The organism is Mycobacterium gordonae, from assembly GCF_002101675.1.
In the GTDB taxonomy this organism is placed as follows: Bacteria; Actinomycetota; Actinomycetes; order Mycobacteriales; family Mycobacteriaceae; genus Mycobacterium; species Mycobacterium gordonae.
Map to the genome: position 1 here is coordinate 35,337 of NZ_LQOY01000081.1, position 20,399 is coordinate 55,735.

General features: G+C 68.7%; 19 protein-coding genes. 10 read left to right on the top strand and 9 right to left on the bottom strand.

The features are described 5' to 3' along the window. Positions 1-34: 34 nt before the first annotated feature. The 5 genes from AWC08_RS13220 to AWC08_RS13240 all read right to left on the bottom strand — a co-directional run bounded on the left by AWC08_RS13220 (position 35) and on the right by AWC08_RS13240 (position 6,209). The gene (locus AWC08_RS13220) at positions 35-601 is read right to left on the bottom strand and encodes a pyridoxamine 5'-phosphate oxidase family protein (RefSeq protein WP_065136605.1); all 567 of its coding nucleotides are present in this window, start codon (positions 599-601) and stop codon (positions 35-37) included. 113 nt (positions 602-714) lie between these two features. Further along, positions 715-2,199, bottom strand: coding sequence for a flavin-containing monooxygenase (locus tag AWC08_RS13225; RefSeq protein WP_069433496.1), 1,485 nt, complete (start codon positions 2,197-2,199; stop codon positions 715-717). A 240-nt stretch (positions 2,200-2,439) separates the two neighbouring features. After that, positions 2,440-4,143, bottom strand: a complete 1,704-nt coding sequence (locus AWC08_RS13230) for a PE family protein (RefSeq protein WP_069433495.1) — start codon at positions 4,141-4,143, stop codon at positions 2,440-2,442. Between the two features lie 112 nt (positions 4,144-4,255). Then, the gene (locus tag AWC08_RS13235) at positions 4,256-5,218 is read right to left on the bottom strand and encodes an alpha/beta hydrolase (protein ID WP_085087866.1); all 963 of its coding nucleotides are present in this window, start codon (positions 5,216-5,218) and stop codon (positions 4,256-4,258) included. A gap of 25 nt (positions 5,219-5,243) precedes the next feature. Next, positions 5,244-6,209, bottom strand: coding sequence for an alpha/beta hydrolase (locus tag AWC08_RS13240; RefSeq protein WP_069433884.1), 966 nt, complete (start codon positions 6,207-6,209; stop codon positions 5,244-5,246). On the opposite strand from AWC08_RS13240, the gene AWC08_RS13245 reads away from it, so the two are divergent. Both AWC08_RS13245 and AWC08_RS13250 read left to right on the top strand, forming a co-directional pair. Then, complete coding sequence (locus AWC08_RS13245) at positions 6,208-6,933, top strand: lysoplasmalogenase (protein WP_065136600.1); 726 nt, start codon at positions 6,208-6,210, stop codon at positions 6,931-6,933. The genes AWC08_RS13240 and AWC08_RS13245 overlap by 2 nt on opposite strands. A gap of 119 nt (positions 6,934-7,052) precedes the next feature. After that, positions 7,053-8,996, top strand: a complete 1,944-nt coding sequence (locus AWC08_RS13250) for a primosomal protein N' (RefSeq protein ID WP_069433893.1) — start codon at positions 7,053-7,055, stop codon at positions 8,994-8,996. Positions 8,997-9,002: 6 nt separating this feature from the next. Here the strand turns inward: AWC08_RS13250 and AWC08_RS13255 are convergent, their stop codons facing one another. Beyond that, positions 9,003-9,815: a class I SAM-dependent methyltransferase gene (locus AWC08_RS13255; protein ID WP_065136612.1), complete on the bottom strand. Its 813-nt coding sequence runs from the start codon at positions 9,813-9,815 to the stop codon at positions 9,003-9,005. Positions 9,816-9,960: 145 nt separating this feature from the next. Here AWC08_RS13255 and AWC08_RS13260 point away from each other — a divergent pair, with 145 nt between their 5' ends. Beyond that, complete coding sequence (locus tag AWC08_RS13260; RefSeq protein WP_065136599.1) at positions 9,961-10,440, top strand: MarR family transcriptional regulator; 480 nt, start codon at positions 9,961-9,963, stop codon at positions 10,438-10,440. A 20-nt stretch (positions 10,441-10,460) separates the two neighbouring features. On the opposite strand, the gene AWC08_RS13265 is transcribed toward AWC08_RS13260, so the two are convergent. Then, positions 10,461-11,285: a class I SAM-dependent methyltransferase gene (locus AWC08_RS13265; protein ID WP_065136598.1), complete on the bottom strand. Its 825-nt coding sequence runs from the start codon at positions 11,283-11,285 to the stop codon at positions 10,461-10,463. A 143-nt stretch (positions 11,286-11,428) separates the two neighbouring features. Here AWC08_RS13265 and fmt point away from each other — a divergent pair, with 143 nt between their 5' ends. From fmt to ribD, 4 genes are read left to right on the top strand one after another with little or no spacing between them, the layout of a single operon-like run. Beyond that, the gene (fmt, locus tag AWC08_RS13270) at positions 11,429-12,361 is read left to right on the top strand and encodes a methionyl-tRNA formyltransferase (RefSeq protein WP_069433894.1); all 933 of its coding nucleotides are present in this window, start codon (positions 11,429-11,431) and stop codon (positions 12,359-12,361) included. Continuing rightward, a complete protein-coding gene (locus tag AWC08_RS13275) occupies positions 12,358-13,770 on the top strand; it encodes an RsmB/NOP family class I SAM-dependent RNA methyltransferase (RefSeq protein WP_069433885.1) in 1,413 nt (470 codons plus the stop codon). The genes fmt and AWC08_RS13275 overlap by 4 nt, the downstream gene beginning before the upstream one ends. 4 nt (positions 13,771-13,774) lie before the next feature. Then, positions 13,775-14,476: a ribulose-phosphate 3-epimerase gene (rpe, locus tag AWC08_RS13280; protein ID WP_142283563.1), complete on the top strand. Its 702-nt coding sequence runs from the start codon at positions 13,775-13,777 to the stop codon at positions 14,474-14,476. Then, a complete protein-coding gene (ribD, locus tag AWC08_RS13285; RefSeq protein WP_065136595.1) occupies positions 14,473-15,495 on the top strand; it encodes a bifunctional diaminohydroxyphosphoribosylaminopyrimidine deaminase/5-amino-6-(5-phosphoribosylamino)uracil reductase RibD in 1,023 nt (340 codons plus the stop codon). Before rpe ends, ribD begins: the two co-directional genes overlap by 4 nt. Here ribD and AWC08_RS13290 read toward each other — a convergent pair. After that, positions 15,476-17,113, bottom strand: coding sequence for an MFS transporter (locus AWC08_RS13290; RefSeq protein ID WP_142283556.1), 1,638 nt, complete (start codon positions 17,111-17,113; stop codon positions 15,476-15,478). The genes ribD and AWC08_RS13290 overlap by 20 nt on opposite strands. A gap of 5 nt (positions 17,114-17,118) precedes the next feature. Continuing rightward, positions 17,119-17,838 carry an LppX_LprAFG lipoprotein gene (locus AWC08_RS13295; RefSeq protein WP_082986689.1) on the bottom strand — a complete coding sequence of 240 codons (720 nt, stop codon included), beginning with the start codon at positions 17,836-17,838 and terminating at the stop codon, positions 17,119-17,121. A 75-nt stretch (positions 17,839-17,913) separates the two neighbouring features. Here AWC08_RS13295 and AWC08_RS13300 point away from each other — a divergent pair, with 75 nt between their 5' ends. The 3 genes from AWC08_RS13300 to ribH all read left to right on the top strand — a co-directional run bounded on the left by AWC08_RS13300 (position 17,914) and on the right by ribH (position 20,365). Then, positions 17,914-18,519 carry a riboflavin synthase gene (locus AWC08_RS13300; protein ID WP_069433887.1) on the top strand — a complete coding sequence of 202 codons (606 nt, stop codon included), beginning with the start codon at positions 17,914-17,916 and terminating at the stop codon, positions 18,517-18,519. Between the two features lie 89 nt (positions 18,520-18,608). Next, positions 18,609-19,886, top strand: coding sequence for a bifunctional 3,4-dihydroxy-2-butanone-4-phosphate synthase/GTP cyclohydrolase II (locus AWC08_RS13305; RefSeq protein ID WP_069433888.1), 1,278 nt, complete (start codon positions 18,609-18,611; stop codon positions 19,884-19,886). Further along, on the top strand, positions 19,883-20,365 hold the full coding sequence (gene ribH / locus AWC08_RS13310) for a 6,7-dimethyl-8-ribityllumazine synthase (RefSeq protein ID WP_065136590.1): 483 nt from the start codon (positions 19,883-19,885) through the stop codon (positions 20,363-20,365). The genes AWC08_RS13305 and ribH overlap by 4 nt, the downstream gene beginning before the upstream one ends. Positions 20,366-20,399: the final 34 nt, after the last annotated feature.

Below are 20,399 nucleotides of genomic sequence, written 5' to 3' on the forward strand. Positions count from 1 at the left end.
CCTCGCGCGGGGGAGGTGCCCCCCTGCTCGCGCGCTAACGCGGCGGCAGCGGGTGGTCCGGGTCCAGCCCGGTCAGGCCGTCGATGCTGTGCTGATTGCGGCCGATGGTGCCGGAGTACGCCTCGTGCGGCTGCTTGCTGTGATAGTTGTCGAGCACCGGTCGCTCGTCGACGAGTTCGTAGTAGGGCACCGCGAAGCCGCACGCGTCGGCGATCCGCTCCACGTCGACCACGATGGCCGCCCGCACGCCCGCCCGCAGTTCCCCGAAATGTGCTCGCACTCGGGCGAATTCGTCGTCGTCTGGGCGCAGCGCCCGGCCGGTGCCGAACAGTCGCAGAATGCGCGAGTTGCGAGTGAACGAGCAGAACATCAGCGTGATGCGACCGTTGTCGCGTAAGTGCGCGATGGTTTCCACGCCGCTGCCGAACAGGTCCAGGTAGGCGACGGTGTGGTCGTCGAGCACCGCGAAGGTGTCGGCGTATCCCTTGGGAGACAGGTTGATTCGGCCACCTTCGGACGGGGCCGTGGCGACGAAGAACATCGCCTGCTCACCGATGAAGTCGCGGAGCGCCTCGTCGATACGGGAAAACACTTTCGCCATGGTCTGAGCGTAGCCGCGGGTGCGTACGGTACTGGCGCGAGCGTCCCCAAATTGCCGGCCGCCGCGGCGTGTCGTTGGCAAAACGCGGGCGCTCGTGGGCGGGAGGCGCGGACCTAGCCCGTATACCGGTAATCATCGAGGTCGAAATGCCTACTGCGCCAGTATGCTTCGACCGTAGTCGTGGGTCGCAGCGGGACGTCGCCGTTCTTGTCGAAGTAATAGCTGTTAGCCAGCCGGCAGCTGTCCTGCCAAAACACCTGGCGGTAGCGCCGCCGCATCATCTCGGCGAAGTAGCGGTCATTGGCTTCTTCGGTGACCTCGACCCGCGTCGCGCCCTGTTGGCGGGCCCGTTTCAGGCATCGCAGGATGTGGTGGGTCTGGGTCTCGATCAGCGCGAAGTACGACGACCCGACGTAGCCGTAGGGCCCGAATACGGCGAAGAAGTTCGGGAAGCCCGGAATGCTGACGCCCTCGTAGGCCTGGGTGCGGTGCTCGTCCCAGAACCGGCTCAACGACTGCCCGCCGACGCCGGTGACCGCGTAGGTCAGCACGTCGTCCGTGTCGAGCACCTTGAAGCCGGTGGCCAGGATCAGCACATCCACCTCGTGGTCGGTCCCTTCGGTGGTCGCGACCGACGACGGCGTGATCTTGTCGATGGGCGTGGTGACCAGGTGCACGTTGTCGCGGTTGAACGTGGACAGATACGTGTTGTGAAAGCCCGGACGCTTGCAACCCACCGCGTACTGCGGCGTCAGCTGCTCGCGCACCTCGGGGTCGTGGACCTCCTGGCGCAGGTAGCGCCGTCCCGCCGCGGCCATCCACTTGGCCAGCGGGAACACCTTGAAGTAGTGCGCCGAGATGGGGAAGGTGGCTTCGACGAAGGCCTGGCTGAGCGCACGCTGCACCGCTTTGCCGCCGGGAATCCGCATCGCCCAGCGTGCCGCCGCGGGCAGCGGGACGTCGAACTTGGGAAAACACCAGATCGGCGTGCGCTGAAAAACGGTGAGGCTCGAGACGATCGGTGCGATTTCCGGAATGATCTGCACAGCCGAGGCGCCGGTGCCGATGATCCCGACGCGCTTCCCGGTCAGGTCCTGCGTGTGGTCCCAGCGCGCGGTGTGCATGGTGATGCCGTCGAACGAGTCGACCCCGTCGATGTCGGGCAGCTTGGGCACCGTCAGGACGCCGCTGGCGCTGATGATGAACCGTGCGGTGATCTCGTCGCCCGGGTCGGTCTGCACCCGCCACAGGCCGTGCTGCTCGTCGAACTCCGCGGAAATCACCTTGGTGTTGAACCGGATTCGGGACCTGATGCCGTACTTCTGCACGCAGTGTTCGGCGTATGCCTTGAGTTCACGCCCGGGTGCGTAGGTGCGCGACCAGTCCGGGCTCTGCTCGAACGAGAACTGGTATGAGAACGACGGAATATCTACGGCGATACCGGGATAGGTGTTCCAGTACCAGGTGCCGCCGACGCCGTCGCCGGCCTCGACGATCAGGTAGTCGGAGAATCCCGCCTCGTCGAGCTTGATGGCGGCGCCGATGCCGGAGAATCCGGCGCCGACGATCAGGACTTCGTGGTCGGGAGCGGTACCCATTGCGCATTCCTCCGATGGCGTTGCACGCCGCCGAACTTCGGTGGTGCATTGTTGCTATTCGCAGCGTACGGCCCGAGATCCAGTGTCAGCCGTGCGGCTTCGCTAACCCGGCAGAATGCCTCGCCGCCCCTCAAGTCCTTACCAGGATGCGGTTGGGCGCGCCGGAGCCACCCCGCACCGACATTGCCGACGAACTGTGCAGACCCGCCGTAGGAAGACCAGCTGGTCCACCAGTGCGCGTCAGCCCGGAGCGCCGGGGAGCCCGGTGGCGCCGGCGCCACCCAGCAGTTGCCCGCGGGCGCCCCCGTTGCCGGCGACCCCGCCGGTGCCGCCGATGCCGCCCGTCCCGGGCGCTCCGCCGGGACCGCCGTTGCCGCCGTCGCCGCCGCTGCCGAGCAGCCTGGCGGCCCCGCCATCGCCACCCGTTCCGCCTGGACCACCAGGGGAATTAATGAATGCGGTGCCACTGCCCCCAGCACCTCCCGCGCCGCCTGCTCCGCCCGCGCCGATCCAGCCGGCGGTTCCGCCGGCACCTCCCGCGCCGCCCTTCACACCGGTGAAGGCGATCGGGTCGAAGCCGCTGGTCCCACCGGCGCCACCGGCGCCACCGTTGCCGAAGAGGTTCGCGAAGCCACCGGCGCCGCCGATGCCGCCGGGCCCGCGTCCTCCGGCTGCACTTCCGGCGTTGCCGCCGGCTCCGCCGTTTCCGAACTGGCCTGCCACGCCGCCCGCACCGCCATTGCCGCCCCCGGCATTGCCGTTGCCGCCCGCGCCGCCGGCCCCGCCGTTACCAAACAGCCGGGCCGCACCGCCGGCACCGCCGGCACCGCCGATATTGGTGCTGTTGGTGACGATCGACCCGCCGGTCCCGCCGCCGCCGCCGTTGCCGTACAACAGTCCGCCGACGCCGCCGTTGCCTCCGCCTCCGCCATTGCTGAACGAGCCGGTTCCGCCGGCCCCCCCTGCGCCGCCGTCGCCGATCAGCCCAACAGATCCGCCGGTACCGCCTGCGCCGCCAGGGCTGCTGCCACCGATGGCGCTCCCGCCGGCCCCGCCGGCTCCGCCGTGGCCGATGAGCTGTACTGAACCGCCCGCGCCGCCCGCTCCGCTGAGGCCACCGCCACCGAGTCCCGCGCCGCCCAGCCCACCTATCCCGCCAGTGCCACCATTGCCGAATAACGCGGTTCCACCGGCACCACCCGCGCCACCGGGGCCACCTAGTGCGAGGTCGGCCGGATTGATTCCACCTTGGCCCCCTTGTCCGCCGACCCCGCCGTTGCCGAACAGGCCGCCAGCACCGCCGGCGCCGCCCATGCCGCCCGCACCGCCGGGCCCGGTCATGACGGTGGCACCCACTCCACCCGTTCCTCCGGCGCCGCCGGTCCCGTACAGCCACCCGCCGTTGCCGCCCGCGCCGCCGGCGGCCCCCACACCACCGACCCCGCCGGCGCCGCCGTTGCCGATCAACCCGGCGGCTCCGCCCGCACCACCGGCCACGCCGGCGCTGACTCCGGCAGCGCCGTTGCCCCCGTTGCCGTACAGCAGCCCGCCGGCCCCGCCGGCCGCGCCCGGTGTCGCGCCGTCGGCGCCGTTGCCGATCAACGGGCGTCCGAGCAGCACCTGAGTGGGGGTGTTGATCGCGTTGAGCAGGGTCTGCTCGACATTGCCGGCTTCCGCAGCCGCGTAGGCGTTCGCACCGCCGGTCATCAGTTCGACGAATTGGGCATGGAACGCCGACGCCTGTGCGCTCAACGCCTGGTAGGCCTGCGCGTGGCCGCCGAACATGGAGGCGATGAGCACAGTCACCTCGTCGGCACCCGCGGCCAGCACGCCGGTGGTGGGAAACGCTGCGGCGGCGTTAGCAGCGGACAGCGTCGAGCCGATGCTCGCCAGGTCCGAGGCAGCGGCAGCCACCCACTCCGGCGCCGCGATCACATACGCCATTGCGTACCTCCCGACAGGTAGCGTCAAGCCCGACCGGATCATCCTATGGCGAGTCTGTCATTAGATTCGGGTTTTCAGAGCAATCGCCAAAAACGTTCTTAGGCAACCAATTTCAGGGGTGCAACGCCTTCTTCAGCGCCGCCAGGCCGCGGTTGGTCGCCTCCGCTGCCGCCGGTACCACCAGGCCGAAACTGACGTAGCCGTGCACCATGTCGGGCTCATTGACCAGCTCGACCGGGACACCGGCTTCACTCAGCAGTTCCGCATACCGCGCGCCGTCGTCGCGCAGCGGGTCGTGATGAGCGGTGCCGATGAAGGCCGGTGGCAGCCCGGTCAGTACGCCATTACCCGGCGCCAGGTTCACCGGCAGGGTGGTGTGGTCGCTGACGTCGAGGTGGGGGACGTACCAGCTCAGGAACGCGTCGATGACGTCCTCGTCGAGGATGTGGGCGTCGGCGTTCTCGGTGAACGACGGCAGCGTCCTATCGCCGATGCACGACGGGTACCACAACAGCTGAAATACCACCGACGGCCCGCCGTGGTCCCGCGCGAGATGCGCCATGATCGCCGAGATATTGCCGCCGGCGGAGTCCCCTGCGACCGCGATCCGGGACGCGTCACCCCCAAGCTCCGCGGCGTTCTCGCCGACCCAGCGCAGGGCGGCCCAGCTGTCCTCGATTGCGGCAGGGTGCGGGTGCTCGGGGGCGAGACGGTAGTCCACCGACACCACGATCGCCTCCGCGCCCACAGCGTGCGCGCGCGCGACGTGGTCGTGGGTGTCCAGGTCGCCGAGCGCCCAGCCGCCGCCGTGGTAGAAGACGACCACCGGCAGGTTGCCCGCCGCCGCGGTGGGGGGCCAGTAGACCCGCACCGGAATGTCGGCGTGTTCGCCGTAGCCGATGGTGCGGTCCTCGATCCGCAGATCCGGCAGCAATTCTGGGGGCGCCTTCAGCGCGGCCAGCTGAGCGCGGGCAACCTCGACGCCGTCGGAAGCTTTGAACGTCATCGGAACGGCATCGAGCAGCATCTTCAGCAGCGGATCGATTTCCGGTCGGGTATCGGTCGGGTCCGTCATGGAACCAGCGTATGCATGCCGGTGACTAGCCGTGCAGCGCAACGCGCAAAGCCGCTAAACCTCGATCCATCGCGGTCGTGGCGGCTGGCACCACACCGGCGTACCCGACGTAGCCGTGCACCATCGTCTCGGCGTTGTGCACCTCGGCAGGCACGCCGGCCCCGGCCAGGAGCTCGCCGTACTTGATGCCGTCGTCGCGCAGCGGGTCGAAGCCGGCAACGGCGATATAGGCGGAAGGCAGGCCGGCGAGGTTGTCCGCCCGTCCCGGAGCCATGCCAGGCGGCGGGTTCGACATGTCGACTTCGCCTGCGTACCAACGGGAGAAGTCGGCAATGGCCTTCGCGTCCAGGATCAGCGCGTTCGCGTTCTCGGTGAATGACGGCAGCGACGTGTCCCACATGGTGGAGGGGTACCACAGCAATTGGAAGGCGAGGGCCGGCCCGCCTTCGTCACGGGCCCGCTGGGCCACCGCGGCCGCAATCGTGCCACCCGCCGAGTCGCCGGCGACAGCGATCCGGCTGGTGTCGGCGCCGATCTCGGACCCGAACTCGGCAACCCATCTCGTTGCCGCCCAGGCGTCCTCGACGGCGGCGGGGTAGGGGTGTTCGGGTGCCAGGCGGTAATCGACGGAAACCACGATCGCGTCGGCGCCGACCGCATGCTGGCGCGATGTGCCGTCATGTGTGTCGAGGTCACCCATCACAAAGCCGCCGCCGTGAAAGAACACGACCACCGGTGCGGTGTTTTGCGTTGGCGGCCAATAGATTCTGATGTCGATGGGTCCGCCCGGGCCGTCGATCGCACGGTCTTCGACCCGCAGTTCGGGATGCACCGCCCTGCGCGGCAGGTCACGCAGTCGTTGTCGTACGGCATCGATTCCGTCGTCGGTTGATAGCCGAAAGGGAACCGCATCCAGTACCTTCAGCAGGATGGGATCGACCCCGGGTTTCTCATTACCCCGAAGCAAGGCGGTGTCGTCGAAATTCGGCATGGAGGTACCGTACGCATCCCGCCTGATGGTCTTTGGCTGGGTGGCGGCCGGGTGGGCGGGAATCGCCTACGGGGTCTATCTGACGGTCATCGCGCTGCGCCTGCCCCCGGGCAGCGAACTCACCGGACATTGGATTGCGCAACCACCGTTCAAGGCGTCGATGGCGCTGCTGCTGATGGTGGCCGCGTTCGCGCATCCCGTCGTACGCGAGCGACGCTGGCTGGTGCCGGCCCTGCTGTTCTCCGCCGGTGGTGACTGGCTGCTGGCGATCCCGTGGTGGACCATGTCGTTCGTCCTGGGCCTGGGTTCATTCCTGTTGGCCCACATCTGTTTTCTGGGCGCGCTGGTTCCGCATGTCACGCCGGCGCGGCCGCGCGTGGCGGCCGCCGCGGTGATGGTGCTGGCCTCGGTGTCGATGCTGATCTGGTTCTGGCCGCACCTGAACAACGGCAAGGAAAACCTAACCCTCCCGGTCACCGTCTACATCACCGTGCTGTCGGCGATGGTGTGCACCGCGCTGCTGGCCAAGCTGCCCACCATCTGGACGGCCGTGGGCGCGGTGTGTTTCGCGGCGTCGGATTCGATGATCGCGATCAGCCGGTTCATCCTGGGCAACGAGGCGTTGGCGGTGCCGATCTGGTGGTCGTATGCCGCCGCTGAGATCCTCATCACGGCCGGTTTCTTCTTCGGCCGCACCGACGTGGCCGCGGCCGCCGAGAACTAGTTGTCGCTGCCCGCGGTTACGGTGGCCGCACCGTGACCAGAAAAAGTCTGTCTGACAAGGCAACTCGGCACACTGCCGGCGCGGTCGCCGAGGTGGAGCCGATCGCCCGGGTGCTGCCGATGCTCTCGGTGCCGCACCTGGACCGCGAGTTCGACTACCTCGTGCCCCCTGAGCAATCCGACGACGCCCAGCCCGGGGTGCGGGTCCGGGTGCGTTTCCACGGTCGGCTGGTCGACGCGTTCGTGCTGGAACGACGCAACGACACCGACCATCAGGGAAAGCTCGGCTGGCTGGACCGGGTGGTTTCCGCCGAACCCGTCCTCACTCCGGAGATCCGGCGACTGGTCGAAGCGGTCGCTGCGCGCTACGCCGGCACCAGGCCGGATGTGCTGCGCCTGGCGGTGCCGGCCCGGCACGCCAGGGTCGAGAAGGAACTGACCGCCATACCGCCGCTGCCGGTGGTGCAACCGGTGGATCCCACCGCCTGGCAAGGGTACGGTCGTGGCGGTCAATTCCTGGATGCGCTGGCCCAATCGCGGGCCGCTCGCGCGGTGTGGCAGGCGCTGCCGGGGGAGTCGTGGGCGGACCGGTTCGCCGAGGCCGCCGCCCAGACCGTGGCGGCCGGCCACTCGGCGCTGGCGATCGTGCCCGATCAACGCGATCTGGACCGGTTGTGGCAGGCGGCCGTGGCGCGGATCGACGAGGCCAGCGTGGTGGCGCTGTCGGCCGGGCTGGGTCCGGCCGCGCGGTACCGGCGGTGGCTGGCCGCGCTGCGGGGCAGCGCGCGCGTGGTGATCGGGACCCGCAGCGCGGTGTTTGCGCCGGTGGCCGATCTCGGATTGGTCATGGTGTGGTCGGACGCCGACGACAGCCTGGCCGAGCCGCGGGCGCCGTATCCGCACGCCCGCGAGGTGGCGATGCTGCGCGCGCACCAGGCGCGCTGCGCCGCACTGATCGGCGGCTACTCCCGGACCGCGGAGGCTCAGGCGCTGGTGGGCACCGGCTGGGCGCAGGACATCGTGGCGGCCCGGCCGGTGGTGCGCGCCCGCACGCCGCGGGTGGTGGCGCTCGACGACAGCGGGTATGCCGACGAGCGCGACCCGGCGGCACACACCGCCCGCCTGCCCTCGATCGCGCTGCGCGCCGCGCGATCCGCGCTGGAATCCGGTGCGCCGGTGCTCGTGCAAGTGCCGCGGCGCGGCTATGTGCCGTCGCTGGCGTGCGGTCGTTGCCGGGCGATCGCGCGCTGTCGGCATTGCACCGGACCGCTGGCGCTGGCCGATCGCGGTGGCGGTGCCAGGTGCCGGTGGTGCGGCCGGGCCGACCCAGCGCTGCGCTGCGCCCGATGCGGGTCGGACGCGGTCCGTGCGGTGGTCGTCGGTGCGCGGCGCACCGCCGAGGAACTCGGCCGGGCATTCCCAGGCACTCCGGTGGTCACCTCCGCGGGTGATGTCATCGTGTCCCAGGTGCCCGCGCGGCCGGCGCTGGTGGTCGCCACTCCCGGCGCCGAACCGTGCGCTGTGGACGGCTACGGTGCCGCATTGCTGCTCGATACCTGGGCGCTGCTGGGGCGGCAGGACCTGCGCGCGGCGGAGGACGCGCTGTGGCGCTGGATGAACGCCGCCGCCCTGGTACGGTCCCGCGGCGCCGGCGGGGTGGTGACCGTGGTCGCCGAATCGGCGCTGCCGACGGTGCAGTCACTGATTCGCTGGGATCCGGTCGGTCACGCCGACGCCGAGCTCGCGGCCCGGGCCGAGGTGGGCCTGCCGCCCGCTGTGCACATCGCTGCCCTGGACGGCACCGCCGAGGCGGTGGCGGCCCTGCTCGACGAGGCGCGACTACCCGACGGGGCGGAGTTGCTGGGCCCGGTGGAGCTGCCCGCCGGAGCGCGTCGGCCGGCGGGCCTCGCGGCCGACGCCGCGGTCGCCAGGATGCTGGTGCGGGTGCGTCGGGAAGACGGTCTGCGGTTGGCCGCCGCGCTGCGTGGTGCGGTCGGGGTGCTCAGTGCCCGGCAAACCCATGAGCCGGTTCGGATCCAGATCGACCCGCTGCACATCGGGTGATCTGGATCAGCGCTTTCGTGCGGTGAAAATCAAGTATTCCCAACGCATTACGCCGCCACTGAGGTATTCAGCGCAGAGTTCGGCCAGTTCGGCGTCGAGTGCGGCGACGCAGGCCGGATCGCCGGCGATCTGCCGGTAGGCGTTGACGACGGGGCCGTAGTGCGTCTTGAAATAGTCACGACAGGCTTCGGGGGAGTCGAATCGGTCGACCCGCAACGCCCCCGTTCGGGTGCGGATATCGCTGACGTGATCGCCGAAGAGCACGCTGATGTATCTCGGGCATCCCCACCATGCCTCGTGCGGGGCTCTGGGGTGCATCGTCGGCCGGAAGGGCCGCACGGCCGACAGCAACCGGCCGTAGAAGCCGTCCGGCGTCCAGCTCAGCACGCTGATCTTGCCGCCCCGGCGACAGACCCGGGCCATTTCGTCGGCGGTGCGCTGCTGGCGGGGGGCGAACATGGCCCCGATCGATGAGAGCACCGCATCGAACTCCCCGGCCCGGAAGGGCAGCGCCTCGGCGTTGGCCTCGCGCCAACTCAGCCGCAGCCCCTGCTCGGCCGCTCGCAGCTGGGCATGTTGCAGCAACTCGGGGGTCAGGTCGATGGCAGTCACGTGGGCGCCGGCCACGGCGGCCGGTATTGACGCGTTGCCGGTACCGGCGGCGACGTCGAGCACCTGGTCACCAGGGCCGATGCCCGAGACGGTGGGCAGTATCTGACCCAGCGGCGCCAACACCTCGTCGGCGTATGCGGGGTAGTCGCCGAGCTGCCACATGGCCCGGTGCGTCGTTACCGGGGATTCGCAGACGGAGCTGGTCATCGGATCTCCTGCGGGGTCGGGGTTGCCGCCACCACAGCAAAACATCCGTGAGCAACTATATGAAGGGGCAACAATTAAGGTATTCGATTATAGGAGGCTGTTACAATTTCTCTGCTCTAGCTAGGCACCGGGGAAGGGGGCTTCGATGGCAACAGAGAATGCGATGACCGAGTCGCTGGACATGATCACCGATTCGTTGTTGACGGCGTCACGGCTGTTGGTCGGAATCTCGGCGAATTCCATTGCGGCCGTGGACGACACAATCACCATCCCGCAGTTCCGCACGCTGGTCATCCTGTCCAATCGCGGTCCGGTCAACCTGGCGACGCTGGCGACGCTGTTGGGCGTGCAACCCTCGGCCACCGGCCGCATGGTCGATCGGCTGGTCAGCGCCGGTCTGATTGACCGCATGCCACATCCGACCTCGCGCCGGGAACTGCTCGCGACCCTCACCAAGCGGGGCCGCGAAGTGGTCGCGAAGGTGACCGCGAACCGGCGCAGCGAGATAGCTCGCATCGTCGAGAAGATGCCGGCAGCCGAACGTCACGGGCTGGTCCGCGCGCTCACCGCGTTCACCGCGGCCGGCGGCGAACCCGACGCCCACGTCGAGTTGCTCGACATGTGAGCGCCGGATCGCTCCCGTTTTCACCGCTTGTGCGCGGTGAGCAGCAGGTATTCCCATTCCATGGCGCCGTTCGTCAGATATTCATCGGCCAGTTCGACTAGTTGGGCGTCGAGTTCGGCGGCCAGCACCCCGTTGCCACCAATGTTGTCGTACGCCTCGATCGTCGGGCCGTAGTTGTTCTTGAAGTAGTCGTGGACGTCCTGCGCGGTGTCGAAACGTGTCACCTCGAGCAGTCCGCGCCGGGTGTCGACGTCGGTGACGCGGTCCCCAAGCAGTCCCGTGATGTAAGCCTCACGTCCCCACAGGGCGGACGGCGGCAGGTCCGACGACAGGCTGGGCCGGTACGGCCTGATGGTCGCCAGCATCCGGCCGAAGAAGCCCTCGTGCGTCCAGCTGATCAGGCCGATCGTCCCGCCGGGGCGGCACACCCGGACCAGCTCGTCGGCGGCGCACTGGTGATCCGGTGCGAACATCACTCCGATGGCCGAGATTACCGCGTCGAATGCGTTGTCGCCGAAGGGAAGTGCCTGGGCGTTTGCCTCTTGGTAGTGCAACTTCAGGCACTCCGTTGAGGCGCGCGCCTGCGAGCGCTGCAGCAGTTCCGGGGTGAGGTCGGTCGACGTGACGGTCGCGCCGGTCCTGGCTGCGGGCAGGGAGATGTTGCCCGATCCGGCGGCCACGTCGAGCACTTGAACACCCGGACCGATACCCGCGGCGGCGACCAGCAGCGGGCCCAGCGGGGCCATCACTTCTTCGGCCATCAGCGCGTAGTCGCCGAGGGCCCACATGGCCCGGTGGGTGGCCGCGAGCGTTTCGTCGGCGCGGATCGGGGTGTCGATTGTCATGGTGGATCTCCTTGAGGGGAGTGAAGATCTGGATGTTTATGTCGTACGGACACAGTATGCATAGGCAAGTTTGTAAGTCGCTGTGACTTCGCTGTCGGACTGTCGGGCGCCCGGCGGCGACGGTCAGTTCATAGACTGTGCCGGTGCGCCTCGTCTTCGCCGGTACCCCCGAACCCGCGTTGCCCGCATTACGGCGCCTCATCGACTCACCTCGTCACGAGGTGATCGCCGTCCTGACCCGGCCCGATGCCGCGTCGGGGCGGCGCGGCACACCGGAACCGTCGCCGGTGGCACGAGAGGCGCTGGAGCGCGGAATCCCGGTGTTGCGGCCGGCCCGGCCCAACGCGCCGGACTTCGTGGCCGAGCTGGCCGACCTGGCGCCGCAATGTTGTGCCGTGGTGGCCTACGGCGCGCTGCTCGGCGACGCGCTGCTCGCGATTCCTCCGCACGGATGGATCAACCTGCACTTCTCCCTGCTGCCGGCCTGGCGCGGCGCGGCGCCGGTGCAGGCCGCGATCGCCGCAGGCGACACCATCACCGGGGCCACCACCTTCCAGATCGAACCGAGCCTGGACTCCGGGCCGGTCTACGGCATCGTCACCGAAACCATCCGGCCGACCGATACGGCCGGCGACCTGCTGGCGCGGCTCGCGATTTCGGGTGCCGAACTGCTGGTGGGCACCTTGGACGGGATCGCGGACCAGGCATTGACGCCGCGTCCGCAACCGGCCGAAGGGGTCAGCCTGGCGCCCAAGATCACCGTCGAGCAGGCCCGGGTGCGCTGGGACCTGCCGGCGCAAGTGGTCGAGCGACGGATCCGCGCCGTCACGCCGAACCCGGGTGCCTGGACACTCATCGGCGATATCCGAGTGAAAGTCGGTCCGGTGCAATTGGATTCGGAAGGTCCGCGAGCCTTGGCGCCGGGTGCGATACAGGTCGACCGCAAGTGCGTGTGGGTTGGTACCGCTTCCCAACCGGTCCGGCTGGGCCAGATACAGCCTCCCGGAAAGAAGGCGATGAACGCCGCCGACTGGGCGCGGGGTGCCCGGCTCGACCCCGAGATCCGGGCGTCATGACCCAGAACCGGCCCTACCGCAAACGTCCCGACCGCCAACCCCAAAAGCCGCAGCAGCGGCCACGCCGCAAGCCGCTGGACCCCGCGCGCCGTGCCGCATTCGACGCGCTGCGGGCCGTCAGCGAGCGCAATGCCTACGCGAACCTGGTGCTGCCGGCGATGCTGCGCGAGCGCGGAATCAGCGGCCGTGACGCAGCTTTCGCCACCGAACTGACCTACGGAACATGCCGGTGCGCCGGGCTGTTGGACGTCATCATCGGAGCCGCCGCCGGCCGGGCGCCGGAGACCATCGATCCGGTGCTGCTGGACCTGCTGCGGCTGGGCGCCTACCAGCTGCTGCGCACCCGGGTGGACGCTCATGCCGCGGTTTCCACCACCGTCGACCAGGCCGGCATCGAATTCGATTCGGCCCGAGCCGGTTTCGTCAACGGCGTACTGCGCACCATCTCGGGGCGGGATGAACAGTCCTGGGTGCAGGAGTTGGCCCCGCGCAACGACCCGGTCGGTAACGCGGCATTCGTGCACGCCCATCCGCGCTGGATTGCTCAGGCCTTCGCCGACGCACTGGGAGCAGCGGCGGGCGAGCTGGACGCGGTGCTGGCCAGCGATGACGAACGGCCGCAGATACATCTTGCGGCCCGTCCCGGGGTGCTGACCGCTGCCGAGCTGGCCGAGGCCGTGCACGGCACAGTCGGGCGGTACTCGCCCTATGCGGTCTACCTGCCCGGCGGCGACCCCGGGCAGCTGGAGCCGGTGCGCGAGGCCCGGGCGCTGGTGCAGGACGAGGGCAGTCAACTGGTGGCCCGGGCGCTGACACTGGCTGCCGTGGACGACGACGCCGGACGCTGGCTGGACCTGTGCGCCGGTCCGGGGGGAAAGACCGCACTGCTGGCCGCCCTCGGCGCCCAATCGGGAGCCACCGTGACCGCCGTGGAACCCGCGGAGCATCGAGCGGACCTGGTGGTGGAGAACACCCGGGGGCTGCCGGTCGAGGTGTTGCGGGTGGATGGCCGGGAAACCGGCTTGCCGGCACAGTTCGACCGGGTGCTGGTCGACGTGCCCTGCACCGGGTTGGGTGCGCTGCGCCGCAGGCCGGAAGCCCGCTGGCGGCGCCAGCCGTCCGACGTGCCGGCACTGGCCAGGTTGCAGCGGGAACTACTGGCCGCCGCGATTTCCCTCACCCGACCGGGTGGGGTGGTGCTGTACGCCACCTGCTCCCCGCACCTCGCCGAGACGGTGGGAGTGGTCGCAGACGCGCTGCGCCGCCACCCGGTGCAGGCGCTGGACACCCGGCCGCTGTTCGACCCGGTCGACGGCCTGGGTGAGGGGCCGTCGGTGCAGTTGTGGCCGCACCGGCACGGCACCGACGCCATGTTCGCGGCTGCCCTGCGCCGGCTTCCGGAGGATTAGTAGTCTGTCGCACATGCCTGGTACGGGGGGTCCGCTGATAGCGCCGTCGATCTTGGCGGCTGACTTCGCTCGGCTCGCCGACGAAGCCGCCGCGGTGCACGGCGCCGACTGGCTGCACGTCGACGTGATGGACGGCCACTTCGTGCCGAACCTGACGATCGGTCTACCGGTGGTGGAGAGCCTGCTGGCGGCCAGCAGCATTCCGATGGACTGCCATCTGATGATTGACAACCCCGACCGCTGGGCGCCGCCCTACGCGGAGGCCGGCGCCTACAACGTCACCTTTCACGCCGAGGCCACCGACAACCCGGTCGGGGTCGCGCGCGACATCCGGGCCGCCGGATCCAAGGCCGGAATCAGCGTCAAGCCCGGTACCCAGCTCGAGCCGTACCTGGAAATCCTGCCTCAGTTCGACACGCTGCTGATCATGTCGGTCGAGCCCGGTTTCGGTGGCCAGAGCTTCATTCCGGAGGTGCTGAGCAAGGTGCGTACGGTCCGCAAGCTGATCGACGCGGGGGAGCTGACCATCCTGGTCGAAATCGACGGCGGCATCAACGAGGACACCATCGAGCAGGCCGCCGAAGCCGGTGTCGACTGCTTCGTCGCGGGGTCTTCGGTCTACGGCGCGCAGGATCCCGCCGCCGCGGTCCAAGCGCTGCGGCGACAGGCCAGCGCGGCGTCGCGTCACCTGGGGCACCGCTCATGACCGGAGTCGAGCAGGTCAAAAGCATCGAAGAGGCCATGAAGCTGGCCATCGAGCACTCGTATCAGGTCAAGGGCACCACCTATCCAAATCCGCCGGTAGGAGCGGTGATCGTCGACCAGGAGGGCCGGGTGGTCGGCGTCGGCGCCACCCAGCCGGCCGGTGGCGACCACGCCGAGGTCATCGCGTTGCGCCGGGCCGGCGGTCTGGCCGCCGGTGGTATCGCTGTGATCACCATGGAGCCGTGCAACCACTACGGCAAGACGCCGCCCTGCGTGAACGCCCTCATCGAGGCGCGGGTGGGGACGGTGATCTACGCCCTCAACGACCCGAACGGCATCGCGGGCGGCGGGGCCGGCCGGCTCACGGCGGCGGGATTGCAGGTGCGCTCGGGCATCATGGCCGACCAGGTGGCGGCCGGTCCGCTCCGCGAGTGGCTGCACAAGCAACGCACCGGTTTGCCGCACGTGACATGGAAGTACGCGACCAGCATCGACGGCCGCAGCGCCGCGGCCGACGGATCGAGTCAGTGGATCTCCAGCGAGGCCGCTCGCGCCGACCTGCATCGGCGCCGCGCGATTGCGGACGCGATCGTGGTCGGCACCGGAACCGTTCTCGCCGACAACCCCACCCTGACCGCCCGGCTGCCCGACGGTTCGCTGTCGCCGCAGCAGCCACTGCGGGTGGTGGTGGGCAGACGTGAGATCCCGCCGGAAGCCAATGTCCTCAACGACGACTCGCGGACCATGGTGATCCGCACCCGCGAACCCGTCGAGGTGCTCAGGGCGCTGTCGGACCGCACGGATGTGCTGTTGGAAGGCGGTCCGACGCTGGCCGGGGCGTTCCTGCGGGCCGGGGCGATCAACCGGATCCTGGCCTATGTCGCGCCGATCCTGCTGGGTGGCCCGGTGACCGCCGTCGACGATGTCGGGGTGTCCAGCATGGCGCACGCGCTGCGCTGGCAGTTCGACAGCGTCGAGCAGGTGGGACCGGACTTGCTGCTCAGCCTGGTTGCTCGCTAGCGGCTTCGCGAACGGGCTGGGGCGCTCCAGGCTCCAGGGCCGGTTGCTCAGGGGCTTCCGGCTCGTCGGCGTGCTCGTTGCGCCCACCGATCAGCAGCCCGAGCAGCGCGCCCACCACACAAATGACCACGGTGACCTTGAAGATGTCGCCGTACATCAGCGCGAACGCCTGCAGGTACTGATGCCCCTGAATGGTGACACGCTCCAGCACGCTTGCGTCTGGGGGAATGGTCGCCGAGAGGTGAGCCAGGTTCTGGTTGAACCGGTACAGCCCCCAGGCGCTCAATGCAGCCACGCCGATCAGCATGCCGGTCATGCGGGCGACCACCACCGCCGCTGAGGCGATGCCGTGCTGGGCCGCGGGCACCACCCGCAACGCCGCCGACGACAGGGGGCCGATCACCAGGCCGAGTCCCAGGCCGGCCACCAGCAGGTCGGTGTGCACCGCCGGCAGCATCAGTCCGAGGATGTCGTGCTTGCGCTGCATCAGGTCACCGCGCCAGTACGAGATCAGCCAGTAGCCGGCGCCCGCGATCAGCATTCCGACGAAAGCCACCACGCGGTCGCCGGCCCGGGTGGCGATCCACCCGCCCAGGACCGCGCCGATCGGCAGCGCGATCAGGAACCACAACAGCAGGCCCGCCGCCTGGGTCTGGTCCATCTGCAACACGCCCTGACCGAACAACTCGACGTTGACCAGCGTCACCATCAGGGCGGCGCCGGCGCAGACCGAGGTGCCCAGCGCGGACAGGAACGGCCGGAAGTGCACGCCGGCCGGCTCGATGAGCCGGGTGCGCGCGAAACGCTCCCAGGCGAAGAAGGCGGCGGCGGCGATCACCGCCCCGATCACCAGCGGCAACCCGTAGCTCGGCAGCACCTGTTTGCCGTCCGGGTTGGGGTTGTAGAGACCGATCACCGCCAGGCCCAACGCCAGGGCCAGCAGCAGGCCGCCGGTGATGTCGATCTTCTCCGGCGAGTCGCTGCGGTCGTGCGAGGGCAGGCTGAAGTGGATCATCACCATGGCGATCAGGGTCAGCGGGACGTTGATCCAGAAGACGTGGCGCCAGTCGTGGAACAGGAAGACGATGAAGATGCCGTACAGCGGACCCAGCACGCTGCCCAGTTCCTGAGCGGCGCCGATGCCACCAAGGACCCCGGCGCGGTTGCGCTCCGACCACAGGTCGGCACCTAGCGCCAGCGTCACCGGCAACAGGGCGCCGCTGGCGATGCCCTGGATGGTGCGGCCGGCGATCAGCACATGGAATGCGCGGTTCGGGTCCGGGGACAGCAGGATGTAGTCGCCGGCCTCGATGGTCCAGTTGCCGATCTGCACCGACAGCGCGGTCACCACCGAGCCGACGATGAACATGAGCAGGCTGGCCTGCAGTACGAACTTGCGCCCGAACCGGTCGGAGGCCCTGCCCAGCAGCGGCATCGCGGCGATGTAGCCCAGCAGGTACATCGTCACGATCCACGTGATCCGCTGCAGCTGGTTCACGGGGATCCCGACGCTGCTCATGATGTCGCGCATGATCGTGACCACGACATAGGTGTCGAGGGCACCGAGCAGCACCGCCAGGCTGCCCGCACTGATCGCGATTCGGCGTCCCGCTTTCATGGCCATCAGCTCAGCGGGGGCTTGGTGACCTGGACCTGCTGGCCCCAATTGGACAACGTCATCTGGACCCAGTTGCCGGTGCCGCGCTCCAACCTGGCCTGCACCATCTGGTGATCACCGCCGTCCTGAATCCAGATCGTCGTCGGCACCGGGTCGGACGCGCTGAACGGCGGCGCAATCGCGTTCACCGCCTGGGGTGTGGTCTTCCCGGTGATCCGGACGGTGTTCAGGCCGTTGATGGTCTCGCGTCCGTCGGCTTTCGCGTCGCTGAAATTCGCCAGCACATTGGCTACGCCTTTGTCCGTGCTCAGGATCTGCGACGGGTCGTAGACGTCCGAGGCCTTACCGAAATCGCTCCACTTGTTCGGGGTGAGCGTGGCGTACAGGATTCCGTCGATCACCACGAAGTCCGCATCGATGTCGGAGCCGGCGAACGTCAGCTTGACGTTGCCCTTGGCGGCGGTGGGCTCGGTGTTGAGGTCCCCGGTCAGTGTCTTGATGGACAGGCCCGGAATCTTGCCGTTGACCGTCAATACGATGTGCGCGCTCTTGACGCCCTTGCTGGCCTCGGTGGCCTGGGTGACCAGTTGCTGGGTGGCCTTGGAGTCGGGAAGTGGCCCGCCGCTGTCCTTCTTTTTGATCGAGCACCCTGCGGCGAGCGTGATCGCGACGCTCAGCGCAGCCAGGACAGCCAGAAGACGGCGGGATTTTTGCATACCCTGCATCGTAGAGGGTGCCCCTGACCCGACCGGGGAACCAGGCGGGTGCAACGTCGCTCGGATAGTCATTAACCTGGTGCGATGTTCACCGGAATTGTCGAGGAACTCGGTGAGGTGACCGGCCGCGATGCGCTGGCCGACGCCTCCCGACTGATCATTCGCGGTCCGACGGTCACCTCCGACGCCGGCCACGGGGATTCGATCGCCGTCAACGGGGTGTGCCTGACGGTCGTCGACGTCTTGCCGGACGGCCAATTCAGTGCCGACGTGATGGCCGAGACGCTCAACCGGTCCAACCTGGGTGAACTGCGGCCGGGCAGCCGGGTGAACCTGGAGCGCGCCGCCGCGCTCAATAGCCGACTGGGCGGGCACATCGTGCAGGGCCATGTCGACGGCACCGGTGAAATCGTGGCCCGCACCCCCTCGGAGCACTGGGAGGTGGTCCGGGTCGAGATGCCCGCCTCGGTGGCGCGCTATGTGGTGGAGAAGGGCTCCATCACCGTCGACGGGATTTCGCTGACTGTTTCCGGCCTGGGCGCCGAACCGCGGGACTGGTTTGAGGTCTCTTTGATTCCCACCACCCGAGAGCTGACCACCCTGGGCTCCGCGCCGGTGGGCACCCAGGTGAACCTCGAGGTGGATGTGATCGCAAAGTATGTGGAACGGCTCCTGCGAGCCGGGACCTGAGGCCGGGGCCCGTACACAGCAAAGTGGTAGCAAATGCGGGCCCGCGGTGGTTCATACTTAAGAGCAATAGCAGCCAGTGAGGACACAAGATGACGAGGTTGGACTCCGTCGAGCGGGCGGTTGCCGACATTGCGGCGGGCAAGGCCGTCGTCGTCATCGATGACGAGGAACGCGAGAACGAAGGCGACCTCATCTTCGCCGCCGAAAAGGCCACCCCAGAACTGGTCGCCTTCATGGTCCGCTATACCTCGGGATATCTGTGTGTGCCGCTGGACGGCGAGATCTGCGACCGGCTGGGACTGTTGCCGATGTACGCGGTGAACCAAGACAAGCACGGCACCGCCTACACCGTCACTGTGGACGCGAGAATTGGTGTGGGAACCGGGATTTCGGCCTCCGACCGGGCCACCACGATGCGCCTGCTGGCCGACCCGGCCAGCATCGCCGCGGACTTCACCCGCCCCGGACACGTCGTTCCGCTGCGCGCCAAGGACGGCGGGGTGTTGCGCCGCCCCGGTCACACCGAGGCCGCGGTCGACCTGGCCCGGATGGCAGGCCTGCAACCGGCGGGCGCCATCTGCGAGATCGTCAGCCAAAAAGACGAGGGCGCGATGGCCCAGACGGACGAGTTGCGGGTGTTCGCCGACGAACACGGGCTCGCGCTGATCACCATCGCGGACCTGATCGAGTGGCGCCGTAAGCACGAGAAGCACATCGAGCGCATCGCCGAGGCACGCATCCCCACCCGGCACGGAGAATTTCGTGCGATCGGATACTCCAGCATCTACGAGGACGTCGAACACGTCGCGCTGGTCCGCGGCGACATCGCCGGGCCCACCGGTGACGGCGACGACGTGCTGGTCCGCGTGCACTCCGAGTGTCTCACCGGCGACGTATTCGGGTCGCGTCGCTGCGACTGCGGGCCCCAACTGGACGTCGCGATGGCCATGGTGGCCCGCGAGGGCCGTGGCGTGGTGCTCTACATGCGCGGACACGAGGGCCGGGGCATCGGCCTGATGCATAAGTTGCAGGCCTATCAGCTGCAAGACGCCGGCGAAGACACCGTGGACGCCAACCTCAAGCTCGGATTACCCGCCGATGCAAGGGATTACGGCATAGGTGCCCAGATACTTGTCGACCTGGGTGTCCGTTCCATGCGATTGCTGACCAATAACCCGGCCAAACGCGTCGGCCTGGACGGGTACGGATTGCATATCATCGAAAGGGTGCCGTTGCCGGTGCGTGCCAACGCCGAGAACATCCGCTACCTGATGACCAAACGCGACAAGATGGGCCACGACCTCGCCGGCCTGGACGACTTCCACGAATCCGTGCATCTGCCAGGCGAATTCGGTGGGGCCTTATGAGCGGAGGCGCCGGCGTGCCGGACATCCCGGTACTCGACGCGTCGGACATCAAGCTCGCCATCGTCGCCAGCACCTGGCACGACACGATCTGCGATGCTCTGTTGGCCGGTGCCCGCAAGGTAGCAACTGATTCCGGCATCGACTCCCCAACCGTGGTCCGGGTGCTCGGCGCGATCGAGATTCCCGTCGTCGCGCAGGAGCTGGCCCGCAATCACGACGCGGTCGTTGCGCTCGGAGTCGTAATCCGCGGTGAGACACCACACTTCGACTACGTCTGTGACGCGGTGACTCAGGGCCTGACGCGGGTCTCACTGGATGCCTCGACTCCCGTCGCCAACGGGGTACTGACGACCAACACCGAGGCGCAGGCTTTGGATCGGGCCGGCCTCCCCGCCTCGGCCGAAGACAAGGGCGCGCAGGCGGCCGCGGCGGCCCTGACCACCGCCCTGACCCTGCGCAACCTGCGTGCTCAACAGTGACGAAATCCCAAGCGACCGACTGGGACTTGGAGTG